Raw genomic sequence first — 18,262 nt, forward strand, 5'->3', positions numbered from 1 at the left:
CTTGGAGGCCGATCTTCTGGAGTTCTACGGGGTCGATCTCCTGGACCTCTGGCGTGGGCGGCTCTCTCTCCGTCGTGTGCACGTGCTGATCTCCTCGCTGATGCACAAGCCCGGCCGCTCTGTTCTCCTGGCCGAACTGGACGAGACAACGCAGTGGGGCACCGCGGAGCACCTGATGGCCCGAGTGAGTGACGCCCTTGAACTCTCCAACTACCTGTTCATCAAGGCCAATTCGGAGTCTTCGGCTGACCTGCCGATTCCCGAGCCGATACCCCGGCCCGGCGCGGAAGCTCTCGAACTCCCGGCGCCGGAACCTGACTTCGCATCTGGTGACCAGCTCGCCGACTTCTTCACCCGCATGAGCAATCTCTGACCCTGGAGGCCGCATGGCGCCATCTACCCGCGGCCCGATCAAGGTGGGCTCCGGCTATATCGAGATCAGCACCAGTCTCAGTAATGAGTCGGTAGCCAAGCTCCGCGCGGAGATGACTCGGCAGATGGAGAAAGCCGGTGCCGAGGCCGGCAAGGCACTGTCAGCGGCCGCTACCAAGGGCTTCGAGACCCTGCCGAAGGCTGCCGCGACGGCGGCCAAGAAGGCCTCCGCTGCGGTGGAGTCGGAGGGCAAGGATTCCGCTGAGACGCTGGCCCGGATCGAGCGGGAGCTGACGGCCCAGTTCGGGGCCGAGGCCGCCCGCCGGTTCAAGGAAGCTCGGGACCTGGAGGTCAAGAAGCAGCAGCTCGCCGAGGAGACCAGCACGGTTACTCAGCGGGCCCTTCGCACCGCTGTTGCTCAGGAGACCGAGGCTGCAACGGCTCGCAGCCGGGTGACTCAGCAGCAGGAGCGGGAACGCATCACCAGCCTCCGCCGCCAGGCCGAGGCAGCCGCTCAGACTGCCCGCGAGGAGCGAGCCCTTCGACAGCAGGCCCTCGAAGACGAGGCCCGTATCGACCGGGAGATCGAGGCCACTCGTCTTCGCCTTGAACGAGAAACTCAGGCCGCGATTCGGGAGACTGCTCGGATTCGCCAGCAGGCCCAGCAGCAGGCCATTCGGGACCAGATTTCCCAGACCACCGCTATGCGGGACGGACTCCGCCAGCAGCTCGCTGTTACCCGGAACGCCCTTTCCGATATGGAGACCGCTCACACGTCAGTCATGACGCGGATACGCAGCGGCTGGAAGAAGACGTTCGAAGGCATCGAGAAGTTCGGTACGGGGCTTTCCGAGTCCGGGCACCTGATCACCAATAATCTGGTGGCTCCCCTCGGTCTTGCAGCTGCGGCTGCAACGACCTTTGGTGTCAAGTCCGCTGACGCCATGATCTCGGCTCAAACCGGCCTCCGCGGAATGGGCATTGAACTCAAGGACGTCAATACCCTCCTCCAGGACATGACTCAGTACGGCATTGAGACCCCGTACTCCGTCAATGACATGCTGAAATATGGCACGCGATATGCGCGGGCCAATGCAGCTCATAACGAAAAGTTCGCCAGCTCCGATCCGCTGGTGAAGGCTGAGGGTTCTCAGGAAGTCGCCAAGCGATCTGTCGACATGGTTCGGATGATCGGTGACAGCGCCGCTTACGGCGGTGTCCTCGACCCGACCATGGTTTCCCAGGGCATGTACGCCCTGGAAGTCATCCAGGACATGGGCCGTACTCCGCTTCGCAACCTTAAGCAGCTGGAGAGGGCGACGGGCATTCCGGCCCAGCAGATCGCCAAGCTGGTGGGGTTTCATGACCGGGCATTCACGCCAGCCGAGCTTGAAGCAAAGCAGAAGCAGGCCAAGGACGCTGGCGCGGACCTGGACCCGCCGCACACGTATGAAGCCAGCGCACAGCTGATGGACTTCATGGCGAATGCCAAGGACACCGGAGGTCTCTCCGGCGAACAGCTTATCCAGAAGCTCTTGGAGCACTGGCAGAGCGACCCCAATATCCAGGGTGCCGCAAAGCGCATGGGTGGTGCGACGATCAGCGGTCGCATCGAGAATATGAAGGAGCAGGCCCAGTTCCGCCTTGGCCAGCTCTTTTACAGCGAAGGCGAAGACGGCTCTTACAACTACACCGGCCTTGGCGAGAAAATCATGGGCCACAAGGTTACGGACGAGAAGGGTACCCGTTTTGAGGGCGGCCTCCTCAATGACGTCCAGGACATCGGCAAGGATGTCTTCCCGACCCTCAAACTGATGGTCGAGAAGTTCATCGATGCTCTGAGTCGCTTCACTAAGTGGATCAAGCAGGCCGCCGAATTCCTGGAGTCCCACCCAGCACTCCGGGACATGGTTCTCAAGGCCGCCGAACTGGGTGCGGTCCTGGGCCCCATGGCCATTGCAGCAGGCGTCTTGCTGAAGCTGCTCGGCAAGGCCGGCAAGCTGGTCGGCACTGCGGCCTCGGTCGTGGCTGCTCCGGTCATGGCTGCCGGCCGTGGGGTCCGCGGAGCGTCCCGCGTCGTCCGCCAGACCCGTGCAGGCCTGCAAAGTCGGGAAGCCGGAGAAGGCTTCACTCAGGGTTACCGGAACCGTCGCGTCGAGCTGAGCGGAGGCACCAGCGGCGACGAGCGCCGGGTCCGCTCGGAGATCCGAGAGCTGGAAGCCCAGATCCGCCAGGCGGACGCTCGGACTGCTGAGCTCCGCCGAGACCTCCAGCAGCTCAACGGCACCCAGCTTCGTTCACTCATCGGCGAGTTGTCTGGTGGAGGCCACAGCGTAGAGAGTGCTGCCCAGTCTGCTCGGAGCGAGGTCCGCCAGGTCCAGACCCAGGGGATCGAGCCCCTGAACCGGGCCTCGTTGTCCGGCCTGCGGGCCGAGTTCACCAACACCCGCCAGGACGCCGAGCGCCTGGCCGCCGTCGTCAGGGACGCTCAGCGCGAGATCGGCCAGCTCAACGACAAGAAGCTGACCGCCCTCAAGGTGACTGTCGACAGCGCGCACGGCTCGGTGGGCGACCTCAAGAACAAGATCGAGAACACGTCGCTGGCTGTCGGCCAGCTCGACGGGAAGAACCTCAACCAGCTCAAGGGCGAGTTCAGCCAAGTCCACAACGCGGCGAACTCCCTGTACGAGAAGGTTGGCCAGGGCACCGGCGCGCTCAGCGTCGCCGGTCGGATCGGCCTGCTCGACCAGCGGTCCCTATCGGGCCTCCGTAACGAGTTCACCCAGCTGCACGGCTCGGTGGACCTGGTCCACGAAAAGGTGGGCCAGGGCACGGGTTCGTTGAACTTGGCCGGCCGAATAGGTCTCCTGAATCAGCGCTCGCTTAGCGCATTGAAGGCCGAGTTCACCAATGTCCACGGCGCTGCTGATTCGGTGTTCACTAAAATTGGTCAGGGTACCGGCGAGGGGTCTCTCGCGGGCCGAATAGGTCTTCTGAATGGCCGCTCGCTGGCGAGCATCCGGGAGCAGGTTGAGAAGCTGGGTTCTGCGCTGAGTACGGCGCACGGCCACGCCAATAACCTCGACGCCAGCATCGACAAAATCTCGAAGAAGGCTCCCGGTGGAAGCTCTGGGGGTTCGTCCAACCCTTCGAAGCCCTCTGAGCCACCGAAAAAGAAGTACGCGACCGGTGGCGTACTCCCGGGCTATGCGCCCGGCGTCGACTCGATCCCAGCAATGCTTTCCCCGGGCGAAGCGATCCTTCGCCCAGAGGTCACCGCGGCTCTCGGGCCGGCGCTGATCCACCAATGGAATGCTGCTGCCCGTAAGGGGCAGCTGTCCCGGTTCGCCGGCGGCGGTATCGCGGGTCGGCTTGGGTTCGATGAGATCCGCAACGCAATCCAGCTCAGCAATGTTTTCCCGTACGCCAGCGCGGCGGCCAACGTCATGACCTACTCCAAGGCATCCGACGATATCGGCGGCGAGGCCCAGGGTGGACTTCTGCGGGTTGGATCTAACGCCTCAAAGTGGGTCGGGAGCGGCGTCGCAGACCGGTTCCGGGACATCTACCGCTTCGTGACTACGGACTCGTGGAGCATGCTCCGCCGAGTTCCTACGGTCCTTGGTCAGGTCGCCGGAATCGTCGGCGGAAGTATTTCTCCGGTACTCGGCCAGTATTTCTGGGACGACGTGTGGAAGGGCAGCGGCAACATCCTCAACCGAGGAAAGGCCTTCCTCGGAGACACGTTCTCTGCCCACACCCTGAAGGAGGTCATCGGAAATCTCGGCGGTGGGATCTGGGACTCAATCAAGTCGGTCGTCGGCAGTGCAAAGGACCTGATCACCGACCCCATCGGGACCGTAAAGGAAGGCGTTAACGGCGTCTGGGATATGGCCACAGCTGAGGTCGACCAGGTCGTTGACATGGTCCAGGCCGTCAAGGATATCTACGACGCGCCAGACGATTATGCCTGGTCCGTCCTAGAGGACGTGATGAGCACCGCCAAGGAGGCCTTGCCAAACACCGAGGGCCTTTTTGATTTCTCCTCGGGCTCCAAGCTGTCGGCCACCATCCCGGTTTCCGATCTGGATTGGCGGGACATGGTGGGCGGGCACCTCGACCCGACCGGAGACCAGGTTACCCGCTGGCGTCCGACCGTTCAGCGGGTGCTTTCCGAGCTAGGCATTGACCAGAGTTACACGGATCTGATTCTGCATCGAATCAAGGTTGAGTCCGGTGGTGACCCTAATGCCGTCAACATGTGGGACAGCAACGCGCTCAATCCGAATATCGGCCCGAGCGCGGGTCTCATGCAGACGATCCAGGCGACTTTTGATGCCTACGCCGGCCCGTACAAGTATCTTGGCCGACTGAACGGCCTTGCCTCGATTTACGCAGGCCTGAACTATGCCACTCACCGCTACGGCGCCGGGTGGCCACAGGCCCTATCCGGGAACTCCGGGTACTGGTCCGGAACGCTCAGCGCGTCTCCGGGTCTCCGCCTTGTTGGCGAGCACGGGCCAGAGCTGGTGAATTTCCGTGGAGGTGAGCGGGTGCATGATACCGGGGATACCCGGCGAATGCTCCAGGGAAAGAGCTACGAGATTCACATCCACGAGGCCAAGAGCGAGGACACCACCAGCGCGGTTCTGCGCGCCCTCCAGTACGCGGAGGTTATGTCAGCCATGTAGTCATTTGGAGGCCCCATGCCAATTCCGGCGATTAAGCCGCTGGTTCTGGACCAGCAGCCGGCGCCCCTGCCGCTGCCACCTCAGCCGGTGGCATGGGGCCATACTCACGTGACGATCACGGGATCGAGCGGTCAGGGGGAGGAGATTCCCCTGACCGCCTTCGCTACCCGGGAGTGGCCGGCCATCCTCATTCAGGCCGGGGCTACCGGGTTGGATATGCCACCGGTCGAACTGCATGCTGATGACAGCCCCAACTTGGATGGCTCGATCTATCGAGGTTCCCGAGTAGCAGCCCGGCAGATCATGATTCCGGTGTACCTGCACGGGGTTGATCGACGGACCCTGAAGGACCTCAAGCGCCGGCTGATCGCGGCACTCAACCCAAAGAATGGATATTGCGTCCTCAAATTCACCGAGGGCGATTCCCTCACCCGCACTCTCTACGCCTATTACAAGGGCGGCATGGAGGGCGACGAAGGTACTGACAACGCCGGGTTCCGGTTCATGAAGTACGGGCTCCAGTTCACCGCGTTCGACCCGTGGTGGTATGGCCCTGATCTCCAGGTGGCCGAGTGGCAGTTCGGCGGAGGGAAGCCCTTCCTGAAGACCGGGAAGGCCCTGTTCCCTCTCAGTCTGAGTAAGGGCATTCTGTCCAGCAAGAACATTCCGATCATCAATCCGGGCGACGTCGAGGCCTGGCCTACCTGGGAACTCAGGGGCCCTGTCCGCGGATTCAAGATGACCGGTCCGGACGGCCAGTCCTTCGGCATTGCTGCGGGTGGCACAGGGAGCCCTGACGCCGTGCCGGCGGGCCGCGTCCTCGTCGTGGACACCAGGCCCGGGATAAAGACGCTCAAGGACGACCAGGGCACCAACTATTGGACCCGAGTCGACTCGGGTCCAGCCCTCTGGCCCATCCCGGCCGGGAAGTCCTCCGTCTCCGTCGACCTCACGGCGGGCAGCTCCACCGCCTCTCTCAAGCTCACATTCCGACCTCGTTACGAGAGCTACTGACACATGGGTTACCGAATAGAGGTCAGAGACCGAGACCTTAACCGAATCGGTGTCATAGACACGTGGATCAAGCTGGATTTCATCGTCCGATTCTGCCAGCAGGGCTCTTTTCAGCTTCTCGTCAAGGCGGGCACCGATCAGGCGAACCTCTTGCAGAAGGGTGGCGGAATCGCCATCTTCCAGGAGGGCGTTCCTGAGCCGCTTCTGACGGGGCAGATCGAGTTTTTCCAGAGTTATTGGACCGTGGAACAGCACACGGGTCCGGGAAGTCTCTACGTGGGCGGTAAGTGTGACAACAAGCTCGCCTATTCTCGTCTCGCCTTCCCCGAGCCCGCGGTGCCCGTTGCTGAGCAGTACAGGGCCCGCGCCACGCGTCAGGCCGCCGGCCCGGCGAGCAAGGCCCTGTGGTGGGAGCTGGAGCATGCTGTAGGTGCGTCGGCTCTCCCTGATCGGAGGATTCCCGGCCTGGCTCTACCCGAGCCAGCCGACCTCGGGGCCCAGGTCCACGACAGCTTCCGCTATGACGTCATCGGGACCGTCATCGAGAAGTGGACCGAGAGCAAAGAACTCGGGTACCGCTTCATCTACACCCCCGACTCGAAGAAGATCGAGCTCCGGATCTACAAGCCCCGTGACCGTTCCCGGGACGTGCGATTCAGCCCGGACCTCGGGAATCTTCGAGAGTACATCTGGACGCTCACAGCTCCACGCGTTACTCGCGTCATCGTGGCTTGCCAGGGTGAAGGCGAAGACCGGTATCTGTACCAGCAGATCGATGCCGAGGCCGAAGCCGAGTGGGGCGTTCAGATTGAACAGTTTCTCGACCGCCGGGATCTCCCTCTGAAGACCGACCCGGCTACGGGTCAGCCTATGAAGGCCCGCGAGGACACGACGGACGAGGAATTCGCGAACGCGAAGAAGGCTGTTGTGGAAGCAGCGAACAACCTTCTCCAGCAGGGCGAGAAGAACGGAAACTTTCAGATTTACCCGATCGACACCGAGCAGGTGAAGTTTGGCCGGGACTACTTCGTCGGTGATCTGGTGACGGTCGCAATCGACGGTGTTGAGTACGTCGATATCGTCCGCGAGGTCAGCATTTCGGTGGAGGACGCCGGCAAGAACCTCACCATTCGTCCGAAGATCGGCGAACAGGGGTCGGGCGACCCCCTGAACTTGTACAAGACCGTTTCTGAGCTTCGCGAGAAGCTGCGGAAGCTCGAAGCGAGGATGTAATGGCAGAAGTCAGCTACCCCTTTTCCCAGGCCAACGCCTCCGGCGGAACCGAAATGGTGTCCCAGGTCCAGTGGCAGCAGATGGCACACCTGTGGGGCGGAGACCGAGTTGATTACCAGCTCACCAGCTCGACCTTGGACCCGAACACACTCCCTTTTGCCTGGCGCGTGATCAACGGCCGCACTATCTCTATCGAGGCCGGTAATGCGTGGGTCGGAGGCTTCTACTACCAGCTCACCGCGCCGCTAAATGTCGATATCGACCCGAACCCAACTGACCGGGCCCGCAAGGACACGATCGTTATCAGGGCGGACGTCGTTAAGGGATCGGTGAACATCACCGCCGTCAAGGGGCAGCCCAGCATTTCCCCCATCGCTCCGCGGCCTCAGCGATCCCCAGGCGGCATCTGGGAAATGGTGCTCCTCGAAGTGGACGTGCCGGCCGCCAACGGCGCTCTCTCGGTATACTCCCGCGCCTCCTTTGATATGCCTCGCCCGGTGGCAACTCCCTGGAATACTCGAAGCACCGCCGATTTTGTGCCTCAGGGTACTTTCATTTACGACCTTGACCAGGACGGTGGAGACAGCCCTTACGAGGCCTTTGCGGGGCGGGACGGCTACATGGTGACCCGTCACCTCGGAAAGGCGCGGCCGTACACCCCGAGCCTCTGGGGTGTGAACTCTCAGCCGGCCGAGGTGGATCGCGTCTGCTGGTGGCGCTGGATCGCGCCCAACACCTACCACTTCAATATGAAGCTCAGGAACCCGACTTCCGCCGACATCGTGACTACCGGCTGGTACATGCAGACCTCACTACCAAATCCGGCGAGTGGCCGGACTGCCCAGATTTTTGAGGGGTACATCGACAACCCTGCTGGCGGTGGCGGTAAGCCGTGGATGACCTCGGTCAAGGGGGTCGCGTGGGAAGGCCCCGGAACCTCGACCGTGAACCTCTTCACGCCCTCTGGAGACTCGCTGGTTGTCCTCCAGGGCATTCCCGCCCACTCCACGCTCCACCTGTCCGGCACCGTTGAATCCGACGTCTTCACTCAGTAAGGAGGCTGCATGGCTCGAAATCTTTTCGGAGGTACGGGCTCCGACGTTGCGGAAAGCGTCAGCGGTGCCCGTATCCCGGGTGCTGTCGGAACTGTGTGGGACGGCCCCTCGGAGGGCGCCCGCCAGGTGACCGACCTGACCGACACCACCGGCGCCCCGATCATCCAGCTGGTTGCCGACGTGCGAGGCATGATTCCCAGCTTCTACGGGCCAGCCACCGGTGCAGAGCGTCTGTGGGTCGACTTCGGGGCCGGGCGGATCGGCCTCGTCTCGGTTACGGCCGGCGAGCGCTTGGTCCAGCACCAGACGGCCCCCGACCCACACCAAGACCGGGCGTACGTGAATGAGAGGCTGGCCAACTTCCTCCCGTTGTCCGGCGCCGACCTCCAGGTCCCGGCCGGTACGGACTGGGCTCGCTGGGTCGTGCCGACCACTCCTGACACCGCCGGCTCTGCCTGGAAGTTGAAGACGGCGGACGGCACCGAGTACACCCGCGTCCGCAACAGCGGTGCTCTCCTGATCGACACCATCGGCGTCCGCGCCGCGCTCTGCATCGGCGCCCCCGCGTACGGTGCCGGCCAGGTCGTCATCAACGTCACCAACTCGAAGGCCACCACCACAACTACAGCCAGTGTCTTCCGAGTTCAGGGTGACGGTTCGGTGGTCAGCTCGGGCACCGTGACAGCGACGAACGTCGGGTCCGCCCGCGTCTTCAGCGGGCCCAACGCACCGTCCAGCCCTCGGCCCGGAGACGTGTGGGTGCAGTATGCCTAATCAACTGAAAGTTTGGGACGGGTCGACCTGGGTCGACAAGACGCCGCAGGTCTGGGACGGGACCAGGTGGAGCCCGCGGCCTCCCCTGTACTGGGACGGGGCCGAGTGGATGAGCTCGGCCCCGCTGCCTCGGGAGTTCCCGGCCTTCGTCTCCAGCACCCGAGCCCTCGTTGTAGACCAGGCCCTCGCCGAGCTGGCGCTTCCAGCCGTACGAACGAATGATTTCGTGGTCTCGATCTGCGTCAGCTCGGGTTCGGCGCCAGCGCCCCGTTTACTCACCCCTGCGGGCGCTATCGCGACCCAGTACACCCTCGCTAGCGGCCTGCTGATGGCGGTAGCGGTCTGGCCATGGGAACCCTCCCGAGGAACCTCCGTGGTATGGGATGTGGGCACCGCACACAATGCCGCCCTGATGAACCTGGTGTACCGCAACGGCGACGTTTCCAATATCGGCCTCACCCCGGTAGTCGGCATTCGCGAGTACAGCAATACGAATTCCCTACCATTGATGCCTTCGACCAGCTACCGCAATCTCTACGCGGCTGTGACGATTTCCAGCAAGCTTACAGGCCTCTCTTGGCCGTCCGGAGTTTCCGGCCGCGATCAGCAGCTCGGCACTTTCGGATCGGACCAGGTAAGCCTGATGGTCGCGGATACACCGGGCGCGGGCGGTTCCCCCGGTGCTGTACAGCTCGACACCACAGTCTCTTCTGCTGCCGTGGTTCTCATCTCGGTTCCAGGAAAGTCGGACGGAAAGCCCACCTGGATTCTGGGCGACCCTATCGGCTCTGAACTTGGCACCACTACTATCCTGGAGCTTTGAATTGATCTCACTCCCTGCCCTGAAGAGCTGGGTATCCCGTCAGGTGATCGGCCCAGCCGACATGAATTCCCAGATCTATGACGTCCACACTGCCCTGTACACGGTTGCCAACGACCACGAAGCGTTTATCAACCAGCTCCGGGCAAACCCGGTTATCTCTCTGAATCTACAGAACCCTGTCGTCGTAGACACCAATCAGGCGACAACTGTCTACTGGAACACATCGAACCCGGTAGTTAAGGTGGGTCGCTGGGATTCTCCGGACGGCGGCACGATTATCGTCCCTGAGGCTGGTGTCTACCGACTGACCATGAGTTGGGGTGGTTGGGGTTACGGATTTACAGCGCCCAAGGTTCGCGCGTGGATCTACTCTCCTGCCGGAAAGATCGGTGGAATCCTTTACCCGCCCATCGACGGAAACGCCGCTTCGAATTCTTTCACCACAACTGTACGCCTGCGAGCAGGTGAGGCGTTCGCGGCCTACGTGGTCAGCTGGTGGGCCCCATTCCGTTCCGACAATGGCCCGGGCGACGAACGTGAATCGTGGAATCTGACCGCAGAGAAGATCTCGAACTAGGAGGCCCATGACCCCGACTGACGTTTTCGGATTCGCGGGCACCGCGGCCTCGGTCGTCGCCGCTCTGGTCATGGTCCGGGCTTCCTGGCAGATGAATTCTGCTCAGGTCTGGAAGGGCGAGGCGGAGGCACAGAAGACCCGAGCCGATCGCCTTCAGGATGATCTGAATGAAATCAAGGATCGCCTGACCCGAATTGAGGCGGAGAACCGCCGACTGGTCGAGCTGATTACGACGCTCGATCCCTCCCGGATTCGCTCCGGGTTCTAATTCGTTCATCCCCGAGGGGCTGGCCGTCTGACCGGCCCCTTTTGCATGCCCATAGGAGGCTTATGAGCCAGGTATCCGACGTCTTCCGAGTTGCATCCGCCGAGGTCGGCTATCAGGCCGAGCGCGCCCCGGGCGAGCGCCCTAGCGGCCACCAAAAGTACAGCGGACAGGTTCCCGGCCTTGAGTGGTCCAACTACCAGCCATGGTGCGCCACTTGGTGCTCCTGGGTGGCCCTTAAGGCAGGTGTCCCAAGTCTCTACCCCCGTACCGCGTCGTGCTCCAACGGAGTCGAGTGGTTCCGGGATCGCGGCCGGTTCTCTGCCTACCCGGCAATCGGGGCCCAGGTCTTTTATGGGCCTGGTGGTGGCACTCACACCGGAATCGTCTACGGATATGACGCCAATTCCATCTACACCTACGAGGGAAATACCTCCCTCACTAATGACGCAAATGGCAATAAGGTGATGAAGAGGGAGAGGCGCCGTCGTGACGCGTATGTCTACGGCTACGGCCTCCCCCAGTTTTCCGAGGGCATCACCACCTCGGACCCGGCTCTGAAGGGCCGAGCTGGCTACTTCTACTCGGCCACCGCGTCGGGCCCGGCCGGGAACTCGGGCCCGACGTCGACCACCCGCACTGTGACAGTGCGGGCCGGTCAGACCATCACCGCCATTGCTGTTGCGGCCGGCATCAGCGTGGCCGCTCTCCTCTCGCTCAACCCGAGCGTCAAGGACCACCCGGACCAGATCCACCCAGGGGACTCGATCACCGTGCCGGCTGCCCCGGACGACGTCCAGGAGCCCGACCTGACTCCGCCGCCGGTTTCCCCGCCGGCCTCGAACTCCACCACCTTCCCTGGTGCTGGCCAGTTCGGTCCAGGCGCGAACAACACCAACGTCACGAAGCTCGGCGAACTCCTGGTCCAGCGCGGCGGGAGCCGCTTCTACTCGGTTGGTCCGGGCCCGCGTTGGGGCGAGGCCGACCGCCAGGCCGTCAGGGCTTTCCAGCTGGCCCAGGGGTGGACGGATGGTTCCGCGGACGGCATCCCCGGTCCGCAGACGTGGGCTCTCCTGATCAACCACCAGGGCCGTGACATTCCGGTCGCCAGCTCGACCAAGCCGAGCGCAACGTCGGCCTTCCCGGGGGCCACCCGCTTCCGGCCGGGCTCGGTCAACTCGCACGTCACCACGTTGGGCAAGGCCCTCGTCCGACACGGCTACGGCCAGTACTACCGGCAGGGACCTGGTCCCCGTTGGTCCGAGGCTGACCGGCGTGCGGTGCAGGCCTTCCAGCGCGCTCAGGGCTGGGCTGGTCCCGCTGCCGACGGCTACCCGGGACCGCTCACCTGGTCCCGCCTCATGCGCTGACTGAGCGAATCAATTACCCAAGGAGACACATGACTTCATTCATTTCCACTCACGTCGTCCGACTCGTGGCCGCCGTTGCGGCCCTGATTCCGCTCCTCGCCGCCTGGTACCCCTCGATCCCGTGGGAGGCCCTGGTGGCCGCAGCGGCGGCCCTGCTCGGTGCCGGTGAACTGGCCCAGCGGCACGAGGACACGAAGACCAACCTCGCCCTGCACGAGGTCTCGCCGCGCGACCAGGCCGCCGAGTTCCAGGCCGAGCTGACCCGCAAGGAGCTGGACCTGACCACCTGATCCAGGACGCCAAGAAGGCCCCTCCCCTTTCGGGGAGGGGCCTTTTCGTGTTTCCGGCCTACCAGCCCACGACCGAGAACGGCTCACCCTTGAGGTACCGGGCGATCCCGGCTGCGTTGTACGGCTGGGCATTCTCGGGAAGATCATTGATCGGGTACCACCCGATGCCAGCGCACTTGTGGGGTTCTGCGTTGTACGGCCTGCCGACCCATTCCGAGGCGGCGAGGAACCAACCGACGCGTGTCTCCCCTTCGGGGTTACGGTAGTGCATCACGTGGACGATCCGGACGGCCTCCCGGTGAACCTCCACACCTACCTCTTCTCGGGCCTCGCGGATCGCCGCCGAGATCACGTCTTCGCCCTGGTCCACCTTCCCGCTGGGGAGGTTCAGCTGGCCGTCGCTGTAGCCCGTGTGGGCTCGTTCAGCCAGTAGGACGAGGCCGTTGCGTTCGAGGATAAGCATGGCGTCGTTGATCGGGCGTTGGGGCTGCACCTGGTCCTCCGGAGTGTGTCTTAGGAGGACCATAGGACACCTCAGTGGACGCTGATTCCCATGAGGTGAAGGTGTTTGGCGATCCACTCCACGCGAGCTTGCGTGGTAAGACCCTGGGGGAGGTCGAGGATCGGCACGTTGGCGGCCTGGATCGCCTCGTAGACGGCCGTCTCCGTCTCGTTCTGGAGGTGAAGGACCCTCCCACGGAAGCGGTCGCCGCCGGCCTCCTGGTCGTAGTGGTCACGGCAGTGGATCACCACTTCGTACGCCAGGGGCATCCAGGAGTTGCACAGGGACTCGATCGACCGCAGAACGGCGCGGATCTGCGGGTCCTCCTGGTCGAGGACGAGCCGGGCGTAGGCCAACACGTTCGCCGGCGTCTTGTCGGTGATGAGCAGGCGGTGGTTGCGCGCGGCGCGCATGGTGGTGGTGAGCTGGGCCGCGAAGGCGTCGACTTCGGCGGTCAGGTCGAAGTTGCCCTTGTTGTGAAGGACGATCTCCTCCAAGTACGGGCTCACCCGTGCGGGTTCTCCGGTGGCGGCGACATTGACGCCCTGCTCGCGGTAGTGGGCCGTGAGGGCGTGGACGAGCGTCGTCTTTCCGGCCGCGGCCGTCCCCTCGATCGCTACGACCGTACAGTCTCGGATGGGCACGATTCCCCCAGGAGGTCTTGGAAGGTACGGGATCGGAGCCAACCCCACGCACCGTCGGCGTGAGTGGCGATCATGCGGTTCACGTTCAACGTGGTCTCGCCCCAGTTCCCGAGACCCGCCGCAGCGACGGCGACGAGAGCGGTGGAGAGGGAGTGTCGCAAGTTCAGGACGCTCACTCGTTCTCGGGCCTCGTTCTCGTTCTTCTCCAGCCACCGGCGGTGCAGGTTGGTCATGGAGGTGCTTCGGAGCTCCGGCTGCGTGACGTCGAGGCCGAGTTCCGTGCAGACGTCCACCAGGCGCCGGGAGGTGCCGTTGAGGAGATGGCCGGCGTCGTATCGGGTGTCCAGGACTCGCGGACTGTCGTGCGCAGGGTCGCGGCGGCGCGACCAGGCGGTTCGGGCGTCATTGAGTGCGGGCTCGTCGTCGTCGCGGTTGGCGACCAGAACGGCCAGGTCCGAGCAGAGTTGATGCCCGGTCACAAGGTCGGCGTCGGCGAACGTCCGCGAGACGATTCCGGCAGCTGCCGTCACCAGCTCCCCGGTCTCGCCAGCGTCCTCCACGTACAAGCTCACGTAGCCGAAGGGCAGCTTCGAGAGGCTGCCCGGGGTCACCGTGGCGGGGAGATCAAGGATCGAGAGCGACAGGCAGAAGGCCCGGTTCCCGTTCTTCACCCGATAGTTCTTGGTCCACTCGACATCCAGCGAGGCCACGCGGAACGTCCGTGCGGACCTCTTGGGGAGGCGGCCAGGTTTCGGCAGGTTGCTGACGATGATCACGATGCTCCTTGCGGTGTGGGCCCGGCACCGGTGCCGGGCCCACGGTACGCGGGGTTCAGCCTTGGAGTTCGTTCGGAGCGAGCACCAGGGGGAAGACGTCCCAGGCGACCGCTTCGAGAACCTTGGCTGCGTTGAAGACCCCGTTCCAGCTCAGCCGTTGGACTTGCCGGCCTGCCAGCAGGGACACGGCCAGGGCCTCCATGACCGCGGCCGCACCGATGTGCTGGGTGTTCCACTCCCGGCTTTCCGGCCGGCTGGCCGGCGCCCACAGGTCCTCGTACGTCTGCTGGAGGATTGCGGGCGCCCGGAACTGCCAGAGTTCCCGGCCGAAGTCGACGCGCGCCGCAGCAAGCGCACTGTCAAGCTGCATCCCGTCATCCGCTGTGTCGACCAACAGCGCCGTGGACCGCTCCCGACGTGAGCGGTCGCCCCACGCCTCCGCCATGGCGTCGATGCCCGCGCAGGGTGCCGTCAGCAGGGGGCGAAGCACGTGGAAGTCGTCCGGGAAGGAGTGCCACGCGATGATCTCGGCCTCGCGGCGTGCCTGGACGAGCACGCTGTCCACGAACTTGAGGATCTCGGTGTCGACCGGGTCTTTGTCTTCCTCGACGGCCACAGCGCGGTAGCCGAAGTGGCCGGTGCTGGCCGTGATCTCGCGCCGGGCGGTCCGCTTCACAGGCACGAACACGGCCGCGGCGCCGATGGGTACGACCTTGTCACCCGCGTCGGCCCACTGAATGCTCATCGCAGTGAGCAGGCGCACGTGCTTGGCGAAGGGACGCTTGTCCGCCGCGTACGGGGTCTGGGGCCAGGCCAGGTTGGTGTACTCACGCAGCGGCATGGCCGCCCCCGGAGTGGGCTGCCGTGCGGATGGACGCGCCCAGGTACTTGCGGTAGTGGTTCTCCTTGAACCGGTACCGCTTCCAGACCTCCTGAATCGGCTCCTCGAACAGGTTCCCGATCGGCTCGAACAGGTCCTTGCGGTCGTAGACCGGCCAGGCGTTGGTCTTACCGTTGGGCTCCACCACGATCATGTGGCCCTCGTTCTCGGGCGTCCATGTGGTGAGGCGGATCGCGGGGCTCCACTGCATGGTGGCCCGCAGCTCCAGGAGTCGGCCGAAGGTGTCGTTGGCCTCCTCGTCGGTGATGAATTCGTTCTCGTCCAGGTTGAGCGCGTTGCCCTTCCTGAGCGGCATGATCAGCTTCACCTTGCCGGCGGCGAGGACGTCGGCGATCTGCACCGTGAACGGGAGCGCCGCCAGGGTGGAGCGGTAGACGACGGCGGACAGGGAGATGGGAATCCCCTCGTCCTGGAGCGCGCGGATGCCGGGCATCACCTTGTCGTAGTCCCCGCGCACGCGGTTCGTGATCCCGCGGGGCCCCTCCAGGCCGATGTTGGCGAACGCCACCTTGCCGGCGATCCGCCTCGCGTGCTGGAGTCCGTGAGTGGCGTTCGTCGGGACGGCCAGGACGAAGTTCTCGTCCGCGAACATGTCGACGATCTCGCCGAAGTCGCGGCGCATGAGCGGCTCGCCTCCGGACAGGAAGACCCGCTTGGTTCCCTTGAGGTTGTCCCTCATCGTCTCCAACTGCGCCAGCTTCGGGTCCGGCAGTTGCAGCGTCTCGGAGCAGAACGAGCAGTCGAAGTCACAGCGCTTGGTGACCTGGAGGATCACCGAGAGCGGCCCCGTGGAGTTCTGGGCCAGGGCCTCGATGTCGGTCCCCGGGGCGGCGGTGAAGTGGTGCCCGTGGGCGGCGAAGGCCAGCCCGTCACCCATCGGCAGGTCGCGGCGGGGCGGAATCGTCGGCAGGCCGAGATCGGTCATTTCGTCCTCCTGTAGCAGCGGTGCGCGATGCACCGCTAACTGGTGGTTGAGTACGAACCGTTGTGCATGGTGCCCGCCCTGCTCCACCTCGTGGCCAGGGCGGTCGGTGCTGTTCCTCACCCCTTGCGGGGCGTCCCGTCGGACGGTCGATTCGAGGGCGTCCCTGAGGTCGGGCACGCCGAACCTAAGGTTCATCTCCAGGGTCATTTGCAGCCCTTGTGAGATCTCCTCGATGGTCAACGCCTGAGGCGGTGTGCCGTCTGAGGCGTTCACGCGGCCGTGGACTGCGGCGTCGCCGCCTCCGGCTCCGAGAGCGACTCCGGCCTCAGGGGCTCGCCGAAGGCCTTCAGCAACGCCCCGCCGAAGGCCTGCAACTTCCGGTTGCCGGCCGACGCCTCCTCCAGGCGGAACCATCCCCACCGCCGCCAGTAGGCCTGCTGGATCGGAACATTGGCGAGGCTCTGCAAGTTGACCAGCAACTCCTTGTAGGTCATCACGCCCAGGTTGAACTTCAGGAAGAGCGCCGACAGCGTCTTGTTGGCCCGAAGGTTCGACAGCTGCTCCTCCTGCGTCCCGGCCTCGCCCCCGAACGGCCGGTACTCGTCGACCTGCGGGTGTTCCATCGACCAGTCGATGCGCCGCAGGTGATCGAACCCGAGGTCCAGCGCTACGCGCTGACGGTGCTGGTAGTGGTGCACCATGACCCCTCCGGCAACTACTCCGGCCAGGACCATAACGGCGGTGCCGAGTTTCATGCGCCTCTTCCTTGCGTGAATTAAGTCGGGCGATTTCATTCACCACGTACAGGGCGCCGTCTCCCCTACGGGGGTAGGGGAGACGGCCCTGTCCCGACGCTCCAGCCGTCCAAAGCCTGCGCCGGGAGTCTGACCCGCCCCGAGCATCCGGTCTGACCGATTCCCGTCCCCGGGGCGGGGGTTCCGATTGAAGGAGGTCAGGACTCCTCAACCGGGCTCATCAGGCGGCCGGAACGGCCACTCCCCTCAGGAGAAGTGGCCTGCCGTGCCCGCTCTCCCACGCATCCCACGCGTCGAGAACGCGGAGGGCTTGGCCCGGCTGCATCACGGTCATGACCTCGGACCGGGGCACCCAGTGCAACCCGCGGATCTCCGCCGACGGCTGGTGGCGGCGAACGACTTCGATCTGACGCGCGTCGAGCATGCCGCCCGCGTAGACGAGGGTCAGACCCTCCGGGTACTCCAGACGCGGCATGTAGTCGACGGTCAGGATGGTGCGGAGGGGCAGGACAAGGCCGGTCCCGGTCTCCGTGTGCCGGCGGGCCGCCAGGTGCGGCAGTTCGTCTTTCTCGGCGCTGCCTCCGGGGAGAGCGAACCCGTCCATGTAGACGGGATCGACCAGAAGCACCTGGCGCTCCTCCTCGGTCTCGCGCAGGATGAACACCTGCTGACCGGACCGCCGCTCGGGCGGCCTCCGCATAAGCGCGCTGCCGCTCAACTGTCCTCCAACCGAAGCGACTTGACGATTTGGGGCCACTCCCCGCCAACAGGGGGGAGGTTGGCGAGGAGTGGCGGGCGCTCAACAGGGCGTGGACCCCGGAGCGGCCGGCAGGCGGCATGCGGGACACCTGCCGAATACCGGCCCGCTGGGCGACGGGCCGGGATGGTGCCCGCCACCGAGGGGATCACAGGACCCTCGGTGGCGGGAGCTTGTCAGTCCGGCGGGCCGATGAACCACAGCCCGCTTCCCAGGCCGCCCTCCCAGAGCCCCCGGACGCTGTCCGGCAAGCGGGGGACCTGTCGACCGAGCTTGGACGGCAGCTCGCGGCGACCGCTCCGAACGAACCCGGACGCGCCCCCGTTGAGGTCAAGCATCATGGCGAACTCGGCGTCGAGGTCGCTAGAAACCGTCTCGTCAGCGCTCATCAGACCCGCTCCGCCGCGTTAGCGAGGTCCGCTCTCATGGCTACCTGGTGGACGTACCTGACCAGCGCCTTGTGATGGTCCTCGCACGTGGGGATGCTCACGAGCTTGCCGTCTGCCCGGATGTAGCCGAGTCCCGGAGCGACCAGGGT

General features: G+C 64.5%; 19 protein-coding genes. 11 read left to right on the forward strand and 8 right to left on the reverse strand.

What is annotated here, in order from left to right:
• The first annotated feature begins 1 nt into the window (after position 1).
• From ACWDBB_RS28845 to ACWDBB_RS28895, 11 genes are all read left to right on the forward strand, one after another.
• Positions 2-373 carry a hypothetical protein gene (locus ACWDBB_RS28845; RefSeq protein WP_449792377.1) on the forward strand — a complete coding sequence of 124 codons (372 nt, stop codon included), beginning with the start codon at positions 2-4 and terminating at the stop codon, positions 371-373.
• A gap of 13 nt (positions 374-386) precedes the next feature.
• Entirely contained in the window at positions 387-5,063 is a 4,677-nt protein-coding gene (locus ACWDBB_RS28850; RefSeq protein ID WP_449792378.1) for a transglycosylase SLT domain-containing protein, read from the forward strand.
• A gap of 15 nt (positions 5,064-5,078) precedes the next feature.
• Positions 5,079-6,077 carry a phage tail domain-containing protein gene (locus tag ACWDBB_RS28855; RefSeq protein ID WP_449792379.1) on the forward strand — a complete coding sequence of 333 codons (999 nt, stop codon included), beginning with the start codon at positions 5,079-5,081 and terminating at the stop codon, positions 6,075-6,077.
• Between the two features lie 3 nt (positions 6,078-6,080).
• A complete protein-coding gene (locus tag ACWDBB_RS28860; RefSeq protein WP_449792380.1) occupies positions 6,081-7,310 on the forward strand; it encodes a siphovirus ReqiPepy6 Gp37-like family protein in 1,230 nt (409 codons plus the stop codon).
• Complete coding sequence (locus ACWDBB_RS28865; protein WP_449792381.1) at positions 7,310-8,365, forward strand: hypothetical protein; 1,056 nt, start codon at positions 7,310-7,312, stop codon at positions 8,363-8,365. The genes ACWDBB_RS28860 and ACWDBB_RS28865 overlap by 1 nt, the downstream gene beginning before the upstream one ends.
• A gap of 126 nt (positions 8,366-8,491) precedes the next feature.
• Positions 8,492-9,139, forward strand: a complete 648-nt coding sequence (locus ACWDBB_RS28870; RefSeq protein WP_449792382.1) for a hypothetical protein — start codon at positions 8,492-8,494, stop codon at positions 9,137-9,139.
• A 385-nt stretch (positions 9,140-9,524) separates the two neighbouring features.
• The gene (locus ACWDBB_RS28875; RefSeq protein WP_449792383.1) at positions 9,525-9,962 is read left to right on the forward strand and encodes a hypothetical protein; all 438 of its coding nucleotides are present in this window, start codon (positions 9,525-9,527) and stop codon (positions 9,960-9,962) included.
• 1 nt (position 9,963) lies between these two features.
• A complete protein-coding gene (locus ACWDBB_RS28880) occupies positions 9,964-10,539 on the forward strand; it encodes a hypothetical protein (RefSeq protein ID WP_449792384.1) in 576 nt (191 codons plus the stop codon).
• A 7-nt stretch (positions 10,540-10,546) separates the two neighbouring features.
• A complete protein-coding gene (locus ACWDBB_RS28885) occupies positions 10,547-10,807 on the forward strand; it encodes a hypothetical protein (RefSeq protein ID WP_449792385.1) in 261 nt (86 codons plus the stop codon).
• 62 nt (positions 10,808-10,869) lie between these two features.
• Positions 10,870-12,174, forward strand: coding sequence for a peptidoglycan-binding protein (locus ACWDBB_RS28890; RefSeq protein ID WP_449792386.1), 1,305 nt, complete (start codon positions 10,870-10,872; stop codon positions 12,172-12,174).
• Between the two features lie 29 nt (positions 12,175-12,203).
• On the forward strand, positions 12,204-12,464 hold the full coding sequence (locus ACWDBB_RS28895; RefSeq protein ID WP_449792387.1) for a hypothetical protein: 261 nt from the start codon (positions 12,204-12,206) through the stop codon (positions 12,462-12,464).
• Positions 12,465-12,522: 58 nt separating this feature from the next.
• Here the strand turns inward: ACWDBB_RS28895 and ACWDBB_RS28900 are convergent, their stop codons facing one another.
• The 8 genes from ACWDBB_RS28900 to ACWDBB_RS28935 all read right to left on the reverse strand — a co-directional run bounded on the left by ACWDBB_RS28900 (position 12,523) and on the right by ACWDBB_RS28935 (position 18,113).
• The gene (locus ACWDBB_RS28900; protein WP_449792388.1) at positions 12,523-12,927 is read right to left on the reverse strand and encodes an NUDIX hydrolase; all 405 of its coding nucleotides are present in this window, start codon (positions 12,925-12,927) and stop codon (positions 12,523-12,525) included.
• Between the two features lie 71 nt (positions 12,928-12,998).
• Positions 12,999-13,610: an AAA family ATPase gene (locus ACWDBB_RS28905; RefSeq protein ID WP_449792389.1), complete on the reverse strand. Its 612-nt coding sequence runs from the start codon at positions 13,608-13,610 to the stop codon at positions 12,999-13,001.
• Positions 13,583-14,386, reverse strand: a complete 804-nt coding sequence (locus ACWDBB_RS28910) for a hypothetical protein (protein WP_449792390.1) — start codon at positions 14,384-14,386, stop codon at positions 13,583-13,585. Before ACWDBB_RS28910 ends, ACWDBB_RS28905 begins: the two co-directional genes overlap by 28 nt.
• A 55-nt stretch (positions 14,387-14,441) precedes the next feature.
• A complete protein-coding gene (locus tag ACWDBB_RS28915; RefSeq protein ID WP_449792391.1) occupies positions 14,442-15,227 on the reverse strand; it encodes a hypothetical protein in 786 nt (261 codons plus the stop codon).
• On the reverse strand, positions 15,214-16,212 hold the full coding sequence (locus ACWDBB_RS28920) for a radical SAM protein (protein WP_449792392.1): 999 nt from the start codon (positions 16,210-16,212) through the stop codon (positions 15,214-15,216). Before ACWDBB_RS28920 ends, ACWDBB_RS28915 begins: the two co-directional genes overlap by 14 nt.
• A gap of 269 nt (positions 16,213-16,481) precedes the next feature.
• Positions 16,482-16,967 carry a DUF6082 family protein gene (locus tag ACWDBB_RS28925; protein WP_449792393.1) on the reverse strand — a complete coding sequence of 162 codons (486 nt, stop codon included), beginning with the start codon at positions 16,965-16,967 and terminating at the stop codon, positions 16,482-16,484.
• Positions 16,968-17,187: 220 nt separating this feature from the next.
• A complete protein-coding gene (locus ACWDBB_RS28930) occupies positions 17,188-17,631 on the reverse strand; it encodes an NUDIX domain-containing protein (protein WP_449792394.1) in 444 nt (147 codons plus the stop codon).
• A 269-nt stretch (positions 17,632-17,900) separates the two neighbouring features.
• The gene (locus tag ACWDBB_RS28935) at positions 17,901-18,113 is read right to left on the reverse strand and encodes a hypothetical protein (RefSeq protein WP_449792395.1); all 213 of its coding nucleotides are present in this window, start codon (positions 18,111-18,113) and stop codon (positions 17,901-17,903) included.
• Positions 18,114-18,262: the final 149 nt, after the last annotated feature.

The sequence above is a fragment of the Kitasatospora sp. NPDC001095 genome (assembly GCF_053598615.1).